This is a genomic window from Enterobacter cloacae complex sp. 418I7, assembly GCF_050030705.1.
In the GTDB taxonomy this organism is placed as follows: Bacteria; Pseudomonadota; Gammaproteobacteria; order Enterobacterales; family Enterobacteriaceae; genus Enterobacter; species Enterobacter intestinihominis.
On sequence record NZ_JBLGUU010000001.1, the window covers coordinates 4,018,737 to 4,035,715 of the forward strand.

General features: G+C 52.2%; 23 protein-coding genes and 1 pseudogene. 14 read left to right on the plus strand and 10 right to left on the minus strand.

The window, feature by feature from the left end; all coding sequences use genetic code 11:
* Positions 1-534: 534 nt before the first annotated feature.
* From ACQG0S_RS19315 to ACQG0S_RS19325, 3 genes are all read right to left on the minus strand, one after another.
* Positions 535-1,308, minus strand: a complete 774-nt coding sequence (locus ACQG0S_RS19315) for an SDR family NAD(P)-dependent oxidoreductase (RefSeq protein ID WP_004729618.1) — start codon at positions 1,306-1,308, stop codon at positions 535-537.
* A gap of 65 nt (positions 1,309-1,373) precedes the next feature.
* Positions 1,374-2,075: a DsbA family oxidoreductase gene (locus ACQG0S_RS19320; RefSeq protein WP_001194072.1), complete on the minus strand. Its 702-nt coding sequence runs from the start codon at positions 2,073-2,075 to the stop codon at positions 1,374-1,376.
* 65 nt (positions 2,076-2,140) lie between these two features.
* Positions 2,141-3,247 carry an alkene reductase gene (locus ACQG0S_RS19325; protein WP_021242986.1) on the minus strand — a complete coding sequence of 369 codons (1,107 nt, stop codon included), beginning with the start codon at positions 3,245-3,247 and terminating at the stop codon, positions 2,141-2,143.
* Positions 3,248-3,460: 213 nt separating this feature from the next.
* Here ACQG0S_RS19325 and ACQG0S_RS19330 point away from each other — a divergent pair, with 213 nt between their 5' ends.
* On the plus strand, positions 3,461-3,790 hold the full coding sequence (locus tag ACQG0S_RS19330) for a thioredoxin family protein (RefSeq protein ID WP_021242987.1): 330 nt from the start codon (positions 3,461-3,463) through the stop codon (positions 3,788-3,790).
* A 29-nt stretch (positions 3,791-3,819) separates the two neighbouring features.
* On the opposite strand, the gene ACQG0S_RS19335 is transcribed toward ACQG0S_RS19330, so the two are convergent.
* From ACQG0S_RS19335 to ACQG0S_RS19350, 4 genes are all read right to left on the minus strand, one after another.
* The gene (locus tag ACQG0S_RS19335) at positions 3,820-4,158 is read right to left on the minus strand and encodes a carboxymuconolactone decarboxylase family protein (protein ID WP_021242988.1); all 339 of its coding nucleotides are present in this window, start codon (positions 4,156-4,158) and stop codon (positions 3,820-3,822) included.
* Between the two features lie 4 nt (positions 4,159-4,162).
* Positions 4,163-4,744 carry a TetR/AcrR family transcriptional regulator gene (locus ACQG0S_RS19340; RefSeq protein ID WP_020277920.1) on the minus strand — a complete coding sequence of 194 codons (582 nt, stop codon included), beginning with the start codon at positions 4,742-4,744 and terminating at the stop codon, positions 4,163-4,165.
* Between the two features lie 141 nt (positions 4,745-4,885).
* On the minus strand, positions 4,886-5,443 hold the full coding sequence (locus tag ACQG0S_RS19345; protein ID WP_000108589.1) for an OsmC family protein: 558 nt from the start codon (positions 5,441-5,443) through the stop codon (positions 4,886-4,888).
* A 184-nt stretch (positions 5,444-5,627) separates the two neighbouring features.
* Positions 5,628-6,212, minus strand: coding sequence for a recombinase family protein (locus ACQG0S_RS19350; RefSeq protein WP_012695450.1), 585 nt, complete (start codon positions 6,210-6,212; stop codon positions 5,628-5,630).
* A gap of 159 nt (positions 6,213-6,371) precedes the next feature.
* Here ACQG0S_RS19350 and ACQG0S_RS19355 point away from each other — a divergent pair, with 159 nt between their 5' ends.
* The 12 genes from ACQG0S_RS19355 (at position 6,372) to ACQG0S_RS19410 (ending at position 15,615) form a co-directional block, all read left to right on the plus strand.
* Positions 6,372-9,356 (plus strand): Tn3 family transposase, encoded by a 2,985-nt coding sequence (locus ACQG0S_RS19355; RefSeq protein ID WP_021242989.1) that lies wholly within the window; start codon positions 6,372-6,374, stop codon positions 9,354-9,356.
* Positions 9,357-9,434: 78 nt separating this feature from the next.
* A complete protein-coding gene (locus tag ACQG0S_RS19360; RefSeq protein WP_000427614.1) occupies positions 9,435-10,439 on the plus strand; it encodes an IS110-like element IS5075 family transposase in 1,005 nt (334 codons plus the stop codon).
* A gap of 374 nt (positions 10,440-10,813) precedes the next feature.
* A complete protein-coding gene (locus ACQG0S_RS19365; protein WP_001567383.1) occupies positions 10,814-11,080 on the plus strand; it encodes a YdgH/BhsA/McbA-like domain containing protein in 267 nt (88 codons plus the stop codon).
* Between the two features lie 96 nt (positions 11,081-11,176).
* The gene (locus tag ACQG0S_RS19370; RefSeq protein ID WP_001567382.1) at positions 11,177-11,734 is read left to right on the plus strand and encodes a TetR/AcrR family transcriptional regulator; all 558 of its coding nucleotides are present in this window, start codon (positions 11,177-11,179) and stop codon (positions 11,732-11,734) included.
* A 212-nt stretch (positions 11,735-11,946) separates the two neighbouring features.
* Positions 11,947-12,207 (plus strand): DUF1471 domain-containing protein, encoded by a 261-nt coding sequence (locus ACQG0S_RS19375; protein WP_001567381.1) that lies wholly within the window; start codon positions 11,947-11,949, stop codon positions 12,205-12,207.
* Between the two features lie 30 nt (positions 12,208-12,237).
* The gene (locus tag ACQG0S_RS19380; RefSeq protein WP_021243013.1) at positions 12,238-12,744 is read left to right on the plus strand and encodes a DUF417 family protein; all 507 of its coding nucleotides are present in this window, start codon (positions 12,238-12,240) and stop codon (positions 12,742-12,744) included.
* A 73-nt stretch (positions 12,745-12,817) separates the two neighbouring features.
* Positions 12,818-12,955 carry a hypothetical protein gene (locus ACQG0S_RS19385; protein ID WP_021243014.1) on the plus strand — a complete coding sequence of 46 codons (138 nt, stop codon included), beginning with the start codon at positions 12,818-12,820 and terminating at the stop codon, positions 12,953-12,955.
* A gap of 23 nt (positions 12,956-12,978) precedes the next feature.
* Positions 12,979-13,440, plus strand: a complete 462-nt coding sequence (gene msrB, locus ACQG0S_RS19390; RefSeq protein ID WP_021243015.1) for a peptide-methionine (R)-S-oxide reductase MsrB — start codon at positions 12,979-12,981, stop codon at positions 13,438-13,440.
* Positions 13,430-13,924 (plus strand): peptide-methionine (S)-S-oxide reductase MsrA, encoded by a 495-nt coding sequence (gene msrA / locus ACQG0S_RS19395; RefSeq protein WP_021243016.1) that lies wholly within the window; start codon positions 13,430-13,432, stop codon positions 13,922-13,924. The genes msrB and msrA overlap by 11 nt, the downstream gene beginning before the upstream one ends.
* Positions 13,925-14,472: 548 nt before the next feature.
* A complete protein-coding gene (locus ACQG0S_RS19400; RefSeq protein WP_125125741.1) occupies positions 14,473-14,925 on the plus strand; it encodes a hypothetical protein in 453 nt (150 codons plus the stop codon).
* Between the two features lie 137 nt (positions 14,926-15,062).
* On the plus strand, positions 15,063-15,326 hold the full coding sequence (locus ACQG0S_RS19405) for a hypothetical protein (RefSeq protein WP_000072676.1): 264 nt from the start codon (positions 15,063-15,065) through the stop codon (positions 15,324-15,326).
* Positions 15,316-15,615 (plus strand): type II toxin-antitoxin system RelE/ParE family toxin, encoded by a 300-nt coding sequence (locus tag ACQG0S_RS19410; RefSeq protein ID WP_021243018.1) that lies wholly within the window; start codon positions 15,316-15,318, stop codon positions 15,613-15,615. Before ACQG0S_RS19405 ends, ACQG0S_RS19410 begins: the two co-directional genes overlap by 11 nt.
* 61 nt (positions 15,616-15,676) lie before the next feature.
* Here the strand turns inward: ACQG0S_RS19410 and ACQG0S_RS19415 are convergent, their stop codons facing one another.
* Positions 15,677-16,042 carry an entry exclusion protein 1 gene (locus ACQG0S_RS19415; protein WP_426750707.1) on the minus strand — a complete coding sequence of 122 codons (366 nt, stop codon included), beginning with the start codon at positions 16,040-16,042 and terminating at the stop codon, positions 15,677-15,679.
* A 68-nt stretch (positions 16,043-16,110) separates the two neighbouring features.
* On the opposite strand from ACQG0S_RS19415, the gene ACQG0S_RS19420 reads away from it, so the two are divergent.
* Positions 16,111-16,290, plus strand: coding sequence for a Rop family plasmid primer RNA-binding protein (locus ACQG0S_RS19420; RefSeq protein ID WP_021243020.1), 180 nt, complete (start codon positions 16,111-16,113; stop codon positions 16,288-16,290).
* 30 nt (positions 16,291-16,320) lie between these two features.
* On the opposite strand, the gene ACQG0S_RS19425 is transcribed toward ACQG0S_RS19420, so the two are convergent.
* Together ACQG0S_RS19425 and ACQG0S_RS19430 are read right to left on the minus strand one after the other, a co-directional pair.
* Entirely contained in the window at positions 16,321-16,584 is a 264-nt protein-coding gene (locus ACQG0S_RS19425; protein WP_021243021.1) for a hypothetical protein, read from the minus strand.
* 28 nt (positions 16,585-16,612) lie between these two features.
* Positions 16,613-16,810 (minus strand): annotated as a pseudogene (locus ACQG0S_RS19430) (MobC family replication-relaxation protein); the annotation flags it as partial.
* Between the last annotated feature and the right edge of the window lie 169 nt (positions 16,811-16,979).

Here is a 16,979-nt window from a genome sequence, read left to right on the forward strand (position 1 = left end):
AGGATTTTCATTGTCACTTAATCTGAGCCGAAAATTGCGCTGATTGCGAGCCCGGGGGATTTCGATTGCGAGCCGTTACAGCTATTTACCCGAAACCAGGTTCTCGATCCCCGAAGGGACATATCTGGCCTGGATAGATATTAGCCGCTACCTGCCCGACACCGCAGGTGAGGATTTATCGCTGTATTTTGCCCGGGAGTCAGGGGTCCTTCTTGAAGGGGGCTTGCTGTTTGTCGACAATGGGGACGGATATATCCGGTTAAATCTGGCCTGCCCACGGAGTATGCTGACAGCAGGGATGAAAAGAATTTCACAGGTACTGCGGATACCGGCTCCTCATCGTGTATAACCCCTTTCTCTCTGGCCGTTTTGTCCTGTCAGGATGTCGTCAGAACCCGGCATAACACCCTGTGCCGGGAACACAAAAGGCACGGATGAACAGGTCGTGAATATTCTTAGTGAAGCCTGCTGATGACATGTCTGGCGACAAAAAAATGCCGCCCTTAAGGGGCGGCTTATGCCAGCGTCACGGGGTTATCGTCTGACCGCCATGATGCCCGCATCGACATCCCAGATAGCGCCCGTCACCCATGAGGTTTTGTCAGACAACAGGAAGAGAATAGTGTTTGCCACATCTTCGGCAGTTCCGACGCGTCCCAGCGGGTGGAAATCGTTCAGCGACTTCATAGCATCTGCGATATCCGCTTTGTCCATGAAGCCTTCGTATATCGGCGTATGAACAATCCCGGGAGACACCGCGTTGACACGAATACCCGCGCTGGCCAGCTCAATCGCCAGATTACGCGTCAGGGCATGCAGACCCGCTTTTGCCATTGAATAGGCCGAGGCCGGCGAGTCACCCAGTGCAGCCTGAGCACCAATCGAACCGACGTTGACGATAGACCCTTCGAGCTTCGCGGCGAGCATGTTCTTCACGACATCCTGTGTAATAAAGAACGTGGCTCGGTTCAGCGAAAGATACATGTCATAATCGGCAAAGCTGTGCTCGGTAAATCCTTTGGGCATGAAGATACCGGCGGCATTCACCATCAGGCTGATATCGCGATGGTGAGCATTAATTTCCTGACGGATAGTTTCCATACCTTCTTCGGTCATCAGGTTCGCCGCGATGACCGCAACCGGTCCCAGAGGGCTCAGTTCTTTTTGCACCGCTTCGGCTTTGTCTTTTTTATTCCCGGTCAGCACGACACTGCCGCCCGCTTCCAGTACCATGCGTGCCACGGCCAGGCCCATGCCGCTGGTACCGCCGACGACGAGCAGTTTTTTACCTTTGAAAAAAGTGTTCATTTTCTGACTCCATTACTGGTGGGTAAGACGTTGCCGGCAGCGTGAAACTGCCGGCGGTTGACGGATTAAATACTGCAGCCATCCGTTCCGCAGGTCTGACCCGCAGTGGCTGAAAATTCGGTTTGCTGTTCATCCCAGACCTGACGCAGGGCATTCAAAAAGTTATCTGCTGCCTGAGCCCCGCTGATGGCATATTTTTCGTTCATCACAAAAACCGGAACGCCGCTGAGGCCAATAGACTGTGCGTGGGCTTCATCGTCGGAAACGGTGGCGCGAAAATCGTCATTTTCCAGGGCGGCTTCAGCGTCAGCTTTCGGCATACCGGCTTCTACGGCCATGGCAACGAGCTGCTGACGGTCAAAGAGAGAGCGACCTTCGGTGATACTGCCATGATAAAAACGTTCTTCCACCGCGTCCGCAATTCCGGCCTTACGCGCGGCAACCAGCAGGGTGTGTGCATCTTCTGTATCACCAAACATCATGCCGTCGAAGTTGTAGATCAGACCTTCAGATTTACCGGCGGTGCCCACCTGATTCATCATCAGCTCCGCTGAATGCTGACTGCCCAGCTTTTTAACGATGGCATCCTTAAAAGGCATCGCGGGAGTACCACCGGCCAGACGGTAGCTGTGATGGCGGATCACCACCTGGTCGCGAAATTCAAAGCGATTCAGACCCTGTTCAAATCTTTTTTTAGCAATCCAGCACCACGGGCAGACCAAATCTGACCAGATATCGATGGTAAGGGTGGGTTTCAGCGTTTGCATAATGATTCCTCAAAGACGTTGGGCGGTCGGATCTCACTTATCAGAGAACCGCGACCGTATGGGATTTATTGCGCCTGCCAGACCGGGTAATCGGTATAGCCTTTTTCCGGGGAACCACTGACGCCGTAGTAGGTGGCGCGGTCACTTTCTGCCAGTGGCCAGCCGTTTTGCATTCTTTCAACCAGATCCGGGTTAGCGATGTAGGGCACACCAAATGCCACCAGATCCAGCTCATCATCTTCCAGAGCCTGCTCTGCGATATCACGGGTAAAACCGCCGGCAGCGATGATGGTGCCTTTAAACGTGTTGCGAAAACGGCGGCGGAAGCCTTCCGGAAGTGGCGCTTTGATGTACACCGGCTGATAGTAAAGGTGTACGTAGGCCAGTTCCCGCTGACCGAGCGCGTCGGTGATGGCTGACCAGGTTTGCTCTTCACCTTCATACGGCGCGAGGTCATAAATGCGGCCGAACGGTGACAGGCGCACGGCAACGTGGCTGTTACCCACGGCTTCCGCCACGGCGTCAATGGTCTCCAGCAGGAAACGCTGACGATTTTCCACCGAGCCGCCGTATTCGTCGGTGCGGGTGTTCAGTTCGCTACTGAGGAACTGGTCAAAGATGAATCCGTTTGCCGCCATGATTTCCACGCCGTCAAAGCCGGCTTCCATCGCCAGGCGTGCGGAGTGCACGAAGTCTGCAGTGATGCGTTTAACTTCATGCGTTTCCAGCGCGCGTGGCTGGCTTGGTACAACCGGGCCCGGTTCTCCGGATTCGGTCAGCGCAAAAACGGTGGTATTGACCGCCTGAACGGTGCCCGCTGAAACCGGCGCTATGTGGCCTGGCTGAAGAGAGACGTGAGACATACGGCCGACGTGCCAGAGCTGCGCGAAAATACGGCCACCTTTGGCGTGAACCGCTTGTGTCACCTTACGCCAGCCCTGGACGTGTTCGTCGTTGTAGATACCAGGGGTATAAAGGTAACCCCGGCCTTCTTCTGAAACCGGCATCCCTTCGGTGATGAGCAGGCCAGCAGAAGCACGCTGTGCATAGTACAAAGCCACGACCTCATCCGGCACGTCATTCATGGTGCGGGTGCGGGTCATCGGTGCCATGACTACACGGTTTTTTAACGCCAGGCCAGACAGATTGTAGGGGGTGAAAAGCTTACTCATCGTATACCTCACAAAAAACAAAAAGGAGTATCCCGGCAGGGATTTGCACAGCCCGGCAGTATCATCGACTGGACGTCGCGCACTGGAGTTGCATAAACATCTGATGGGTGGCAATATACCAACCATCTAGTAGGTAGGTCAATGGCTGTGTCGTATTTTTTTGTCATAACGCAGCCATTTCTGAATTGTCACTCATTTTGCGAGGTCATCACCATGCGTACATTAACAGCTTATAACGAAGATAATTTCCGCCAGATAGAGCAGTACAACGGAATATCGGTGGTACGTTTCTCTGCACCCTGGTGTCCGCCCTGTCAGGCCAGCGAAGAAATGTTCAGTCAGTTTGCAGACCGGCTCGATAGAGATATTCAGGTGGGGAAAGTCAATGTAGATCAGGCGCCGGTGCTGACAACCAAATACGAGATCTGGGGGCTGCCGTCTGTGCTGATATTTCATGAAGGGCAATTAGTTAAACGCATACCGGGTGTGAAACCTGCATCGGTATATGCTCAGGCTATTGCGGACATAAAAAAAGGGCAGTAATGCCCTTTTAACGTGGAATTTATTAATGCTTAACCGCGTGCCTGACCGACGGCATCCAGAGTGCGGGCTGAATAAATGACCGCCGCGCCAGCGTTGAGGTTAATCGCCACGCCCAGCGCTTCAGCAATTTCAGCGTCGGTTGCACCGGCTTTCACAGCGGCGTCGGCGTGAAAAGCAATACAGCCGTCGCAGTGGGTTGTGACTGCGCACGCCAGGGCAATGAGTTCACGCACTTTTGCGCCCAAAAGGTCAGTTTTGTTACCTGCGTTGCCCAGGGCAACCACGCCTTTCATGGTCTCGGGGGTCAGTTTGCCCAACTCGCCTAAACGTTGCATTAACTCTGAGCGATAGTTGTTCCAGTCCAGCATAGTGTCATTCTCCTGAATGAGGGGTATTAAGAAGCAGTTTTATATACTTAAGGCTGTTGGCGAAGACTTCGGGTCTGGCCGTTGCATGCGCCACTACGCTTGAGCCTTCACAGACATTAATGATCATCAAAGCAATATCTGATGGTTCGGCATGGGATGAAAACTCACCTGACTCCATGCCCGCCCTGACGACTTTTGTGAGCCACTCGATTTGCATATCGAAATAAAGTGATGTCTGTACAGTAATTGCCTGAGGCAGATTGGCGGTCTCTGCTGACAACGCACAACACAGTGGCAGTAGCGAAGCTTTATGGCTTTGCGCGAAGATATCGATGTAAGCCGCAATTCTTCTCTCCGCGCTTTTCTCAGTCGCCTCTATCTGCTCAAATACGCGTTGTGTATCAGAGAACGCCTGTATTACCACCTGCTCACCCAGAATATCTTTGGTCGGGAAATGGTGATGAATACTGGCCTTGGTGATACCCACTATTTTTGATAAATCAGCATAGCTGAATACTGAATACCCTTTTTCGCGCATCAGGTGTTCTGCTTCGCTGAGCAGCCGTTCCCGTGTCATGGTTGTCATAATTACTCCATATAATCTACTAGTTGATAGATTATATTGTTGCTATTTTTCCGTAGCAAGTTGTATCACTGACTCAGTATCGTGCAGAGCTGAACGTCACTGCCATCCTGCATTCTGAATGGCAGCATTACATCTCTGACATCACGCCAGGCGTGTAATCATTTCAACCGGATTAGCCAGAGTATCGTGGATTGGCGAATTCTTTTGCATTTCGCTGACCAGCGCTTCTAACTCCTCGCGACTGGCGGTCTTGCTCGTAAGGTGAACATCGACGCGAATAGATTTCGCACCTTTACGCACGTTGCTGTCCAGCCCAAGGAAGCCGTTGAGGTTGATATCGAAATTAAGATCCAGCTCGATACCGTCCAGGTCGATCCCTTTTTCAGCAGCCATCATGGTAAGGGTGGCGGTATAACAGCCAGCCAGCGCCTGCATGATGTATTCAGTCGGGCTCATGCCGGTATCGGTGCCGAGTAAACCTGCGGGTTCATCACCGATATTAGAAAATTTCCCCACACGGCTGGTATCGATAACGCCGTTCTGGATTGTGGCGCCGGTCTCTGTGCGAACGGTTAATCCGCCGCTGGAACGGGCTTTCATCTGGAAAGTCAGGTTACCCAGACCAGGCTGGCTGCGAACTGCTTCACGGGTATTGTGGATCGCAGCTGCGTCTGCAGAAGGTTTAACGGTAGTAGACATAATGGCTCCTGTAATTTCTTGATAAAAGGTATAGCTGGTGTAACCAGCACCAATCATCTAGTTGGTAGATTAGTGTCGCGAACCTCTTTTGTCTACTCTTTTATAAAAAATAGGGGGAAAAGAACCCAGCAGGCTGTTTTATTTCATAATAACCATTTGATTTTTTTATAATCTTCCCAGCCGCTCACTCTTGCAGCAATCCAGCCTTTACCCGAAGGATAGTCTGGCGGGTGGTATTAAATTCCCGGGCAATAGCACTGATACTGATGCCAGCATTTAGGCGCTCTGTCACTGTTTGCTTTTGTTCCTCGCTCAGGATGGGGGGGCGACCGAAGCGTTTTCCAGCCGCTTTTGCCCTCGCAATACCTGAATACGTTCGCTCAAGCAGCAAATCCCGCTCAAACTCCGCTACAGCAGAAATTACCTGCATAGTCATTTTTCCGGCCGGACTGGTCAAGTCAACGCCTCCGAGTGCGAGACAATGAACGCGAATATCTAAAGCCGCCAGTTGCTCTACTGTTTTTCGGATATCCATCGCATTACGACCCAGACGGTCAAGTTTGGTGACAATCAGTACATCCCCATTTTCCATGCGATCTAGCAACCGGATAAATCCGGGGCGTTCGCTGGCAGCAACCGAGCCACTGATATGCTCCTCAATAAGTCGTTGGGATCTGATGGCAAAACCCGCCGCTTCAATTTCACGACGCTGGTTTTCTGTGGTCTGTTCCAGAGTTGAGACCCTGCAGTAGGCAAAAACACGTGACATGGGAAACTTTCCGTACGAAATGGATGTCCGAATTATAACGTGTGTCCGAAATTAATTTCACTAAGTTTCGGACATGTGCTGTAAGTGGTGTACGAAACCGACCGGTTTCGGTCACAGCGAACAAATAACAGATGAAAACTATACGCGAGGGAGGCATTTATGCCACGGCGACAGATACTGAGCAGCGAAGAGCAGGAACGCTTACTGGTTATACCAGATGATGAAATTATTCTGACCCGAATGTGTTTTCTGAACGAACCGGATATTGCGCTCATTAATAAGCACCGAAGGCCAGCGAATCGCCTGGGCTTTGCTGTATTACTCTGTTATCTGCGTGGACCTGGATTTATTCCGGACAAAAGCAGTGCTCCTCACAATGGCGTTGTATCCAGGGTTGCTTCCCGACTGAAACTTCAGCCTGATTTATGGCCGGAATATGCATCCAGAGAGCAAACCCGCTGGGAACATCTGACCGAACTTTATCGCTACCTGGAACTATCCCCGTTCAGCCGGTCAATGCAAAAAGACTGTATCCGTCATCTGCACCCCTATGCCATGCGAACTGACAAAGGATTTATGCTGGCGGAAGAAATGCTCAGCTGGCTACATAACAATAATGTTATTTTCCCTTCTGTTGAAGTGATCGAACGGACGCTTGCCGAAGTCGTCACGCTCGCTAACAGATCGGTATTTTCGACACTTACCGCGCAACTGGAAAAGCAGCATAAATCAGCACTCGACAGCCTGCTCATATCAGAGGGTGAACAACCTTCCCGTCTGGCATGGCTGCTACAGCCTCCGGGTAAAATAAACGGTAAAAATGTGCTGCAACATATCGACCGGCTTAATTCCATCGCTGCGCTGGGGTTGCCTGATGGTATTGCACTTTCCGTTCACCAGAACAGGTTGCTTAAACTGGCGCGTGAGGGCCGGAAAATGAGCAGCAGGGACCTGGCAAAATTCACCGATGTCAGACGTTACGCTACGCTGGTTTGTATAATAACAGAGGCCAGGGCCACCCTGACTGACGAAGTGATTGATCTGCACGAGCGTATCCTGGGTAGTCTGTTCAGCAGGGCAAAACGCACGCAGGCCGAACGGCTCCAGCAAACGGGAAAGCTTATTCAGAGCAAGCTGAAGCAGTACGTTACCGTCGGGCAGGCGTTACTTAACGCCAGAGAATCCGGGGAAGATCCCTGGACTGCAATAGAAGATGTCCTTCCCTGGCAGGAATTCATCAACAGCGTGGAAGAAACGCGGTTTCTTTCCCGTAAGGGCAATTTCGACGCGCTTCATCTGATCACCGAAAAATACAGTACGTTGCGTAAATATGCCCCGCGTATGCTGTCAGCATTGCAGTTCATGGCGACACCTGCGGCGCAGGCGCTCAGCGATGCGCTGGACACCATAACGGAAATGTACCGTAAACAACTTCGTAAAGTGCCGCCATCAGCGCCAACAGGGTTTATCCCTGAAAGCTGGCGAAAACTGGTGCTCACGCCTTCAGGCATCGACCGCAAGTACTACGAGTTTTGCGTACTGAATGAACTCAAGGGTGCATTACGTTCCGGTGATATCTGGGTAAAAGGATCGCGCCGCTACAAAAATTTTGATGATTATCTCATCCCGACTGCTGAGTTTGAGAAATCCCGACATAATGACCAGTTACAGTTGGCCGTTCAGACCGATAGCCAGGCATACCTTCAGGCCCGTATGACTCTTCTTGCATCTCGGCTGGAAGAAGTTAACGCGATGGCGCTTGCCGGTGATTTGCCCGATGTAGATATCTCAGATAAAGGCGTAAAAATCACTCCACTGGAGAACAGCGTTCCTTCAGGTGTTTCGCCCTTTGCAGATTTGGTCTATGGCATGCTTCCCCATCCGAAAATTACGGAGATACTGGAAGAAGTTGATAGCTGGACGGGATTTACGCGTCACTTCGCGCACCTCAAAAATAATAACGTCAGACCAAAAGACGGAAGACTGTTGCTGACCACCATTCTGGCTGACGGCATCAACCTTGGGCTGACAAAAATGGCGGAATCCTGCCCTGGGGCCACAAGATCGTCACTCGAAGGTATTCAGGCATGGTACATCAGGGATGAAACTTATTCAGCGGCACTGGCCGAGCTGGTCAACGCACAGAAAGAGCGGCCTCTGGCCGCATTCTGGGGCGACGGGACAACATCGTCGTCAGACGGGCAGAACTTTCGGGTAGGCAGTCACGGACGTTATGCCGGTCAGGTCAATCTTAAATATGGTCAGGAGCCGGGCGTGCAGATTTATACGCATATCTCAGACCAATACAGCCCGTTCTACGCCAAAGTGATCAGCCGGGTGCGCGACTCAACCCACGTGCTTGATGGCCTGCTGTACCATGAAAGCGATCTGGAAATTACCGAGCATTACACCGATACCGCAGGCTTCACTGAACATGTTTTCGCCCTGATGCACCTGCTGGGATTCGCTTTTGCGCCAAGGATCCGTGATCTTCATGACAAGCGGCTGTTTATTCATGGAAAGGCCGAGCGCTATCCGGGGCTTCAGTCTGTCATATCAACAACCTGCCTAAATATCAAAGACATTGAGTCGCACTGGGATGAGGTATTGCGCCTGGCAACCTCGATTAAGCAGGGGACAGTCACCGCATCACTGATGATGAAAAAGTTAGCCAGTTACCCAAAACAGAATGGACTTGCCAAAGCGCTGAGAGAGATTGGCCGCATCGAACGGACACTATTTATGCTGGACTGGTTCCGTGATCCCGGTCTGCGCCGACGCGTGCAGGCGGGGCTGAATAAGGGTGAGGCCCGTAATGCCCTTGCGCGAGCGGTCTTTTTGCACCGTCTGGGTGAAATAAGGGATCGTGGGCTGGAGAATCAGAGTTATCGCGCCAGCGGGCTGACATTACTGACAGCAGCGATCACGTTGTGGAACACGGTATATATAGAAAGAGCTATTGAGTCACTAAAACGAAAGGGTATCCCGATAAATGAGCAACTGGTCTCTCATCTTTCTCCCCTGGGCTGGGAACATATCAATCTGAGTGGAGATTACGTCTGGCGTAATAATCTTAAGCTGGGATCCGGAAAATACCGCTCATTACGTACAGTCGATACCGCTTTGTACAAAAAACAGTCTTAGCGTGGGATAATTAATGAGATGGTCACTCCCTCCTTCCCAGTACTATGCTGAGGACAGGCTTTCATTCGGAGAACCATCATGGAAAACATTGCGCTTATTGGTATCGATCTGGGTAAGAACTCTTTCCATATTCATTGTCAGGATCATCGTGGGAAGGCCGTTTACCGTAAAAAATTCACCCGACCAAAGCTAATCGAATTTCTGGCGACATGCCCGGCAACAACCATCGCGATGGAAGCCTGTGGCGGTTCTCACTTTATGGCACGCAAGCTGGCAGAGTTAGGGCATTTTCCAAAGCTGATATCACCGCAATTTGTCCGCCCATTCGTTAAAAGCAACAAAAATGACTTCGTTGATGCTGAAGCTATCTGTGAAGCAGCATCACGTCCATCTATGCGTTTCGTGCAGCCCAGAACCGAATCTCAGCAGGCAATGCGAGCTCTGCATCGTGTCCGTGAATCCCTGGTTCAGGATAAGGTGAAAACAACTAATCAGATGCATGCTTTTCTGCTGGAATTTGGTATCAGCGTTCCGCGAGGTGCTGCCGTTATTAGTCGACTGAGTACCCTTCTTGAGGACAGTAGTTTGCCTCTTTATCTCAGCCAGTTACTGCTGAAATTACAACAGCATTATCACTATCTTGTTGAGCAGATTAAAGATCTGGAATCTCAGTTGAAACGAAAGTTGGACGAAGATGAGGTTGGACAGCGCTTGCTGAGTATTCCCTGCGTTGGAACGCTGACTGCCAGTACTATTTCAACTGAGATTGGCGACGGGAAGCAGTACGCCAGCAGCCGTGACTTTGCGGCGGCAACAGGGCTGGTACCCCGACAGTACAGCACGGGAGGTCGGACGACATTGTTAGGGATTAGCAAGCGGGGCAACAAAAAGATCCGAACTTTGTTGGTTCAGTGTGCCAGGGTATTCATACAAAAACTGGAACACCAGTCTGGCAAGTTGGCCGACTGGGTCAGGGAGTTGTTGTGTCGGAAAAGCAACTTTGTCGTCACCTGTGCTCTGGCAAACAAGCTGGCCAGAATAGCCTGGGCACTGACGGCGCGACAGCAAACTTACGAAGCATAAAGGCAGAAATACACCAGTTTAAACAATCATTCATCTGGTTTTGCGAATACTGATATTGATGATACTAACGGCCCACCGGCCTGTTGAGGAACCTGTAAAACGGAAAGGCTCATTGAAGCCGTATATTTTCTGGAGGTTCATCAGGCGCGGAACTCATCGAGGCGCGGGAATAAAATCCCATTCAGACGCCGGATAGATTCAAGCAAGCCAACTTGTCGTCAAAATCGGTGTTGCAAAAACGGGAGTGACCATAGATTCCGTTTTCTGAGACGACCCCAATTAACACTTGCCAACCTATCTACTGGTTGGTAGATTTGATTTTAACAACACGACACACAAACAAAAACACACAACAGAACATCAGGAGCGTCATCATGAAAAACATCATCAAAACCACCCTTGCCATCATCGCCCTGTCCGCCAGCGCACTGAGCTATGCCGCCAGCCCGCAAATGGTTTCCCGCAGCGAAGCAGCATCGCTGCAAAAAATTGGGGTGGTCTCTTCCGGTGGCTTCACCACCCTGGATGACCTGGTGGCCTCACTGGATATGAAAGCCGCTGATGCCGGGGCCACACACTACCGCATCACCAGTGCCACCGGTATGAATAAACTTTCCGGTACCGCTGTCCTGTATCGTTGAATACCCGTTACCCTCGCAACTGCGCCCGGAACCCTTCTGGTTTCCGGGCGCAGTTGTGTCTGAATAACAGGCACCCGCAGGTGCCAGGAGAACATTATGTCCACCCATGACAGTCTGATTGAACTGACTGATACCCTTATCCAGCAGAACGGCTACCAGGGCTTCAGCTATGCTGATCTCGCTGACGGTCTGGGAATACGGAAGGCCAGTATCCATTACCATTTTCAGACCAAAACCGACCTCGGGCTTGCCTATTGTGAATACAAGGAGGCCAGCCTGCTGAAACTGGAAGCTGCCCTGTTACAGCTGCCACCGGGTAAAGCCCGTCTGCAGGGTTATATGGACGCATTTCTCAAATGCGCCGACAGCGGCCAGATGTGTGGCATTCACGCCATGCTGTCCGACAGCGCCCTGTTTGAAGAACCTCTTCAGAAAGCCACCTCACGACTGGCACAAACCGACCTGCGCATCCTGACCAGTGTGCTGGTTTCGGGTCGTGAAAGCGGTGAACTGGCTTTTACTGCTGAGCCGGCTGACGTGGCCATTATCATCGGCAGCGCCATTAAAGGGGCCCTGATGCTCAATCGGATCCCTCCTCATGATGCCTGTTCCCGCACCATGAGCGCGCTTATTCAGCTACTCTCCCGCCCGTAAAGCCACGCCTGTGGCTGCCCCGGTTTAACCGGGGCAGCCAGCACTCAAAAAAATCACCGCTGACAACGCCTGTATTCCGGGGGCCTCAGAAGACATTAAGACTTTCCTTGCGTTTAATTTCCAGTTACCCCTTGCCAATCTATCTACTGGTAGGTAGAATAAATATTAACAACACGACAACACAATAAAACAGACATGCAGGGGGCATCATCATGAAAGCACTTATCAACGACGTTATCGCTGTCTTCACCCGTAAAGCCCATGGACCGGTCATCATCAAATCCGATCTTACTGAGGAAGAAAAAGCAGCTCTGGTACCGGTCCGTACACTCTCTGTTGGCTGGGTGTCTTCCGTGGATGAGCTGGAGCGGGAGGTTATCCGCGAAGCCCTTGAACATGGCGCTGCCGCTTATCTGATTTCTGAGCTTGAGCAGGCCCGTTTCGTTCATGCCCGCGCCACGCTGTTTGCATAAACACAAAACGAAAATAAAAGGACACACACCATGAAAAATAACGTCGAGATACAACTGCGCCGGTTACTTCGTAAAACGTCAGGCCTGGACATTATGGTTCTGCGGCTGTCAGTGATTTTCATCTTCGCCCTGTTTGGCACCTACAAATGGTTTGCCTTCGAGGCCAATGCCCTTCACCACCTGCTGCCAGGCACCTGGCTCGGTGCGCTGTATCCGGCTCTCGGCGTTCAGGGGCTCAGCTACGCACTCGGCGTGGTGGAAAATATCACCCTTCTGGCCCTGATTGCCGGATTTTTCCGGCCGGCAGTGGGTGCAGCAGGCGCCCTGATGGTGGCAGGCACCGGCATCGTCACCCTGAGCCTTCTGCCGCAGCTGGGTCGCATTGACAGCTTCATTATCAAGGATGTTCTTCTGATTGGGGCTGGACTGGTGCTGTTGCGTCATGACCTGCGACGGACACTGATTAACCGGAGGGCGAAGCAACTCAGCGCCGTGCACAAACCCCGCTCGTCTGACGCATTGTCAGCCATGGGGTGACCCTGAATTACGCAGCAGCCTGATATTTCTGGCCAGCAAATATGACACCACTCCCGGGTTCATGGTGAGAGGCATGGAAGCCGCCTTTCGGGCGGGGATCACTCCCCGCTACTTTTTAGAGCGCTACCTGGAAAATAAGTCGCTCCCCGCCAACCCGGACTTTGAAAAACACTATCTGGATCTTATTCATGAGCAGGACCCGTCCCGGTGAGTGAGATTTGTCAGGAGAGCGATATGAACAAACCGTATAAAAAAGACCCACAGACCATTCAGGCACTGACGGAACTGCAGTTCAGCGTCACCCAGAAAAGCGCCACTGAGCGCCCGTTTACCGGAGAATATGACGACCACTTTGAGGACGGACTGTACGTGGATATCGTCTCCGGTGAGCCACTGTTCTCGTCGAAGGACAAATTTGATTCGGGCTGTGGCTGGCCGGCATTCAGCAAACCAGTGGAAAACAACGTCCACAACCTGAGCGACCTCAGTCATGGCATGGTGCGTACTGAAGTGCGTTCCCGTCACGGTGACAGCCATCTGGGACACGTCTTCCCTGACGGGCCACAGGATACCGGTGGATTACGTTACTGCATTAACTCGGCTTCACTGCGTTTTATCCCGAAAGGCGCTCTGGAAACAGAAGGATACGGTGAATTTCTTCCCCTGTTTGAGAAAGGAGATAAGCATGAAAACTGATGTGGCAATCCTTGCCGGTGGTTGTTTCTGGGGTGTCCAGGAGCTGATCCGCAAACTCAATGGCGTGGTCAGCACCGAAGTGGGCTATACCGGCGGACGTAATGATAACCCGACATACCAGCACCACCCAGGACATGCGGAGGCGGTGAAGGTGGTGTATTCCCCGGATAAACTGAGCTACCGAAAACTACTGGAATATTTCTTTAGTATTCACAACCCTACAACAATACTTCGTCAGGGTAATGACGTCGGCTCAAGCTACCGCTCAGCCATCTTTTTCACCACAGAGGAGCAAAAGCAGCAGGCAAACCAGCTTATCCGTGAAATAGATGATTCAGGAGTCTGGCCCGGAGTCGTGGTGACAGAAGTAGAGCAGGCCGGTGAGTTCTGGTCTGCAGAGCCAGAGCATCAGGATTACCTGCAGCATAATCCCGACGGCTATACCTGCCATTTTGAACGACCTGACTGGACGCTTCCGGGATAAGTCACCGTCGCAGACTCGCAGCATTCAGCCCCGCCCATGTGCGGGGCTTTTTTGTTCATATGCAGAAACGAGAATGGGATCACAAACAAATTTCTTTAGTCCATTTCTTGCATACAAAACAATCAACATCCTGATTTTAAGGGGCATATTAGAAAAAAGATGAGGATGATTAGGGTCAAAGGGACAAAGGGACAATGTTTAGAATTATGCTGACCGTTATCGCAGGATCGTTATTTTACGGACTCTCGGCCAGTCTGTGTTTTGCCGGGCTTTTTCGCATACACGCCCCCAGTGCCTGCACAGCCTTCTGTCTGACTTATAACCCAACAGCCGGCTATGTCATGCTGGTTACCGGTATGACACTGTTTATCGTATTTTTGCTCAGCCTTTTCCGGACAACAAAAGCCCCTATTTAACATAAAGGCTTCATTGTACGCACCGCTAAAACGCGCTCAGGGCGATTTCAGCGCGAAGCCGGTGAAAACCACAGCTTACCCGGCGAAAACCCCGCAAAACTTGCCTGATGAATTCTGATGGCATGAATGGCTATGCACCGGACTGCATGGCGGCCCGTTTCAGTGCGTTTACCACCTGAAACCGCCAAAAAGCGCCCTTTTGCGCGGGAAATCTCTCATTTTCTCCCTGGAATACTCACAACAATCATAATTACTAGTAATGTTTTCTGTGTGTACGACAACTCTGTAATGCCTGAGGAATTAATGACCGGTTCAAACAACAAGACACGCGATATCACTAGCAACCGCAAGTATCTGATCAAGAATGCACGCGGCCAGGCAGCCTATAAAGCACGTATGCGCGAGGCGGGTTATAAGCAAATTGCGGTATGGGTACGAGAAGATGTCAGAGAGGCAGGACGACAAGCCGGACTGGAATCTGACGCGCTGTTGTCAGGGGCTGCGCAGCATGATCCATTAGGCTGGATGGTCGGTTTTGCTGAGGGACTCAGGCAGCGAGAAAAAAAAGACAGCAACCCGCAGTAAGCCTGCAAGACAGCACGAATAACAGAGAACAGCCAGTACAAGGAAGTAACGCTTCGCGTACCGGATTCAGCATATTTTTCAGGGAGTGTCCCTGCTAAACTCCTTCATGTCGACGCATCAACCCCGGAGGCTCTGTAATGAGCAATACCACACACTACGAAAACGCCAACTTCTTGCGGGAACTGGCCGAAAGTCTGCCCCGCATACTGCCGGAAGGTGGCCCGGACAAGGCAGCACTGTTGCAGCGCCTGGCTAACGAAGAACTGGCACAGGCCGAGTATGAAGATCAGGTTCGCGCCAAAGTGACTGCAGCCCGCGCTGATACACGCCCGGGCATGACCACGGAACAACTCCGCCAGCGGCTGCATGGTCGCTATCAGGAACTGCGTGATGCCGTATGACGTGGAATGGAAGCAGGGAGCCATCGAGGACGTAACGGCACTGTTTGACTACATCGCGGAAAATTCATCTCTGTGGGATGCGCGGAACGTCACCGATCGCGTTCTTGCGGCCGCAGACAAGCTGGCAGACTTTCCGCGTCTCTACGAAGTGGACTCACGCTATGGCGAGGACGTTCGCCGGATAAGCCTGATGGGACAGCATGTCCTCTATGATGTGAATGACCCGGCGCAGAAAATCCGGGTTCTGGCCGTAGTCGGCCAGCGCCAGAATCCCCACTCCGTCCGCTGATAACGGGTGACGGGGGCGCAATTCATTGCGTGGCCGTCGCCGGTTGGACAAGCGCAGCGCGTCAGCGCTTCCCCCATTGCCACCACCGGCGCGGTGTCTCTGCTGTCTCCGTTTTGTGTTCCAGTAGTCTCATGGCCTGCATTTCCTGCCGCAGCCCGGCCACCTCTTCCCGCAGCGCTTTTATCTCCGCAATCAGCGCCTCTGATACCGTTTTTTCAGTCTCATCCGGCAGTCTCAACCCGTCCCGATCATGAGTCTCAATCAGTCTTAACTCACCGTACACCCGGATAAGCTCGCTGGTATCTACGACACGACCACCATCAGCCTCCGTCCGGTATGATACGCGGCCTTTAGCCATATCCCGATACAGGGGACTTCGGGCTTTTCCCGTCAGTTCCGTGGCCTGTCTCACCGTCACCCACGCCATTGTCTCACCCCGCTATTTTTGAGACAGTATACCCGACAGGCGCACACCATGCCCGGAAGGAAAGAAACATGACGAAACAGGAAAAAACCGCCCTCAACATGGCAAAATTCATCAGGGATCAGTCGCTGCTGTTGCTGGAAAAGCTGAACGAACTGGATATGGATACCGCGGCCGACATGTGCGAACGGCTGCACGAGGACGCGGAAACGCTCTGGCTGGCAATGCGGGACCAGCTCGGGGAGGAATAACAGCACCGACGCGGCCGGTGCTGTCTGCCGTCATTTCATCAGACGACGCAGGCAAAGAAGGGTACCACCGATCAGGATCGCCGCCGTGCCTCCCTGCCCGAAATGCAGGAACAACCAGTCACGGATCGCCGGGTTCCTCGCCAGAAACTGCACGAACCCGTAGAGCAGCAGAAACACCGGCAGCACGCGCCAGAACAATTTCAGCAGATGCGCGGCCAGCACACACAGCCCTCCGGCCATCGCCCCGACCATAAGCAGGGCCTCCCGGCCCACAACCGCAATCCGGTTTGTCATAAAACACCTCATAAATGAATGATTAACCTCAGACCATGACCATGAATTTGAAGCAGGCAAACAGCCGTTCCCGGTCCAGCTCTGCCGTTTTTCGGGCCTCGCCGGTCTGTGGGTTCACGATTTCATCCACCGCCAAAATTGCCCGTTGCACCCGGACGAGCGTCGGCCTGTCCGGGCAGATGTACCAGATTTCATCGATGCCGTTCGCCCGGCGGTTGAACAGATAGGGGTCGTCTCAGAAAACGGAATCTATGGTCACTCCCGTTTTTGCAACACCGATTTTGACGACAAGTTGGCTTGCTTGAATCTATCCGGCGTCTGAATGGGATTTTATTCCCGCGCCTCGATGAGTTCCGCGCCTGATGAACCTCCAGAAAATATACGGCTTCAATGAG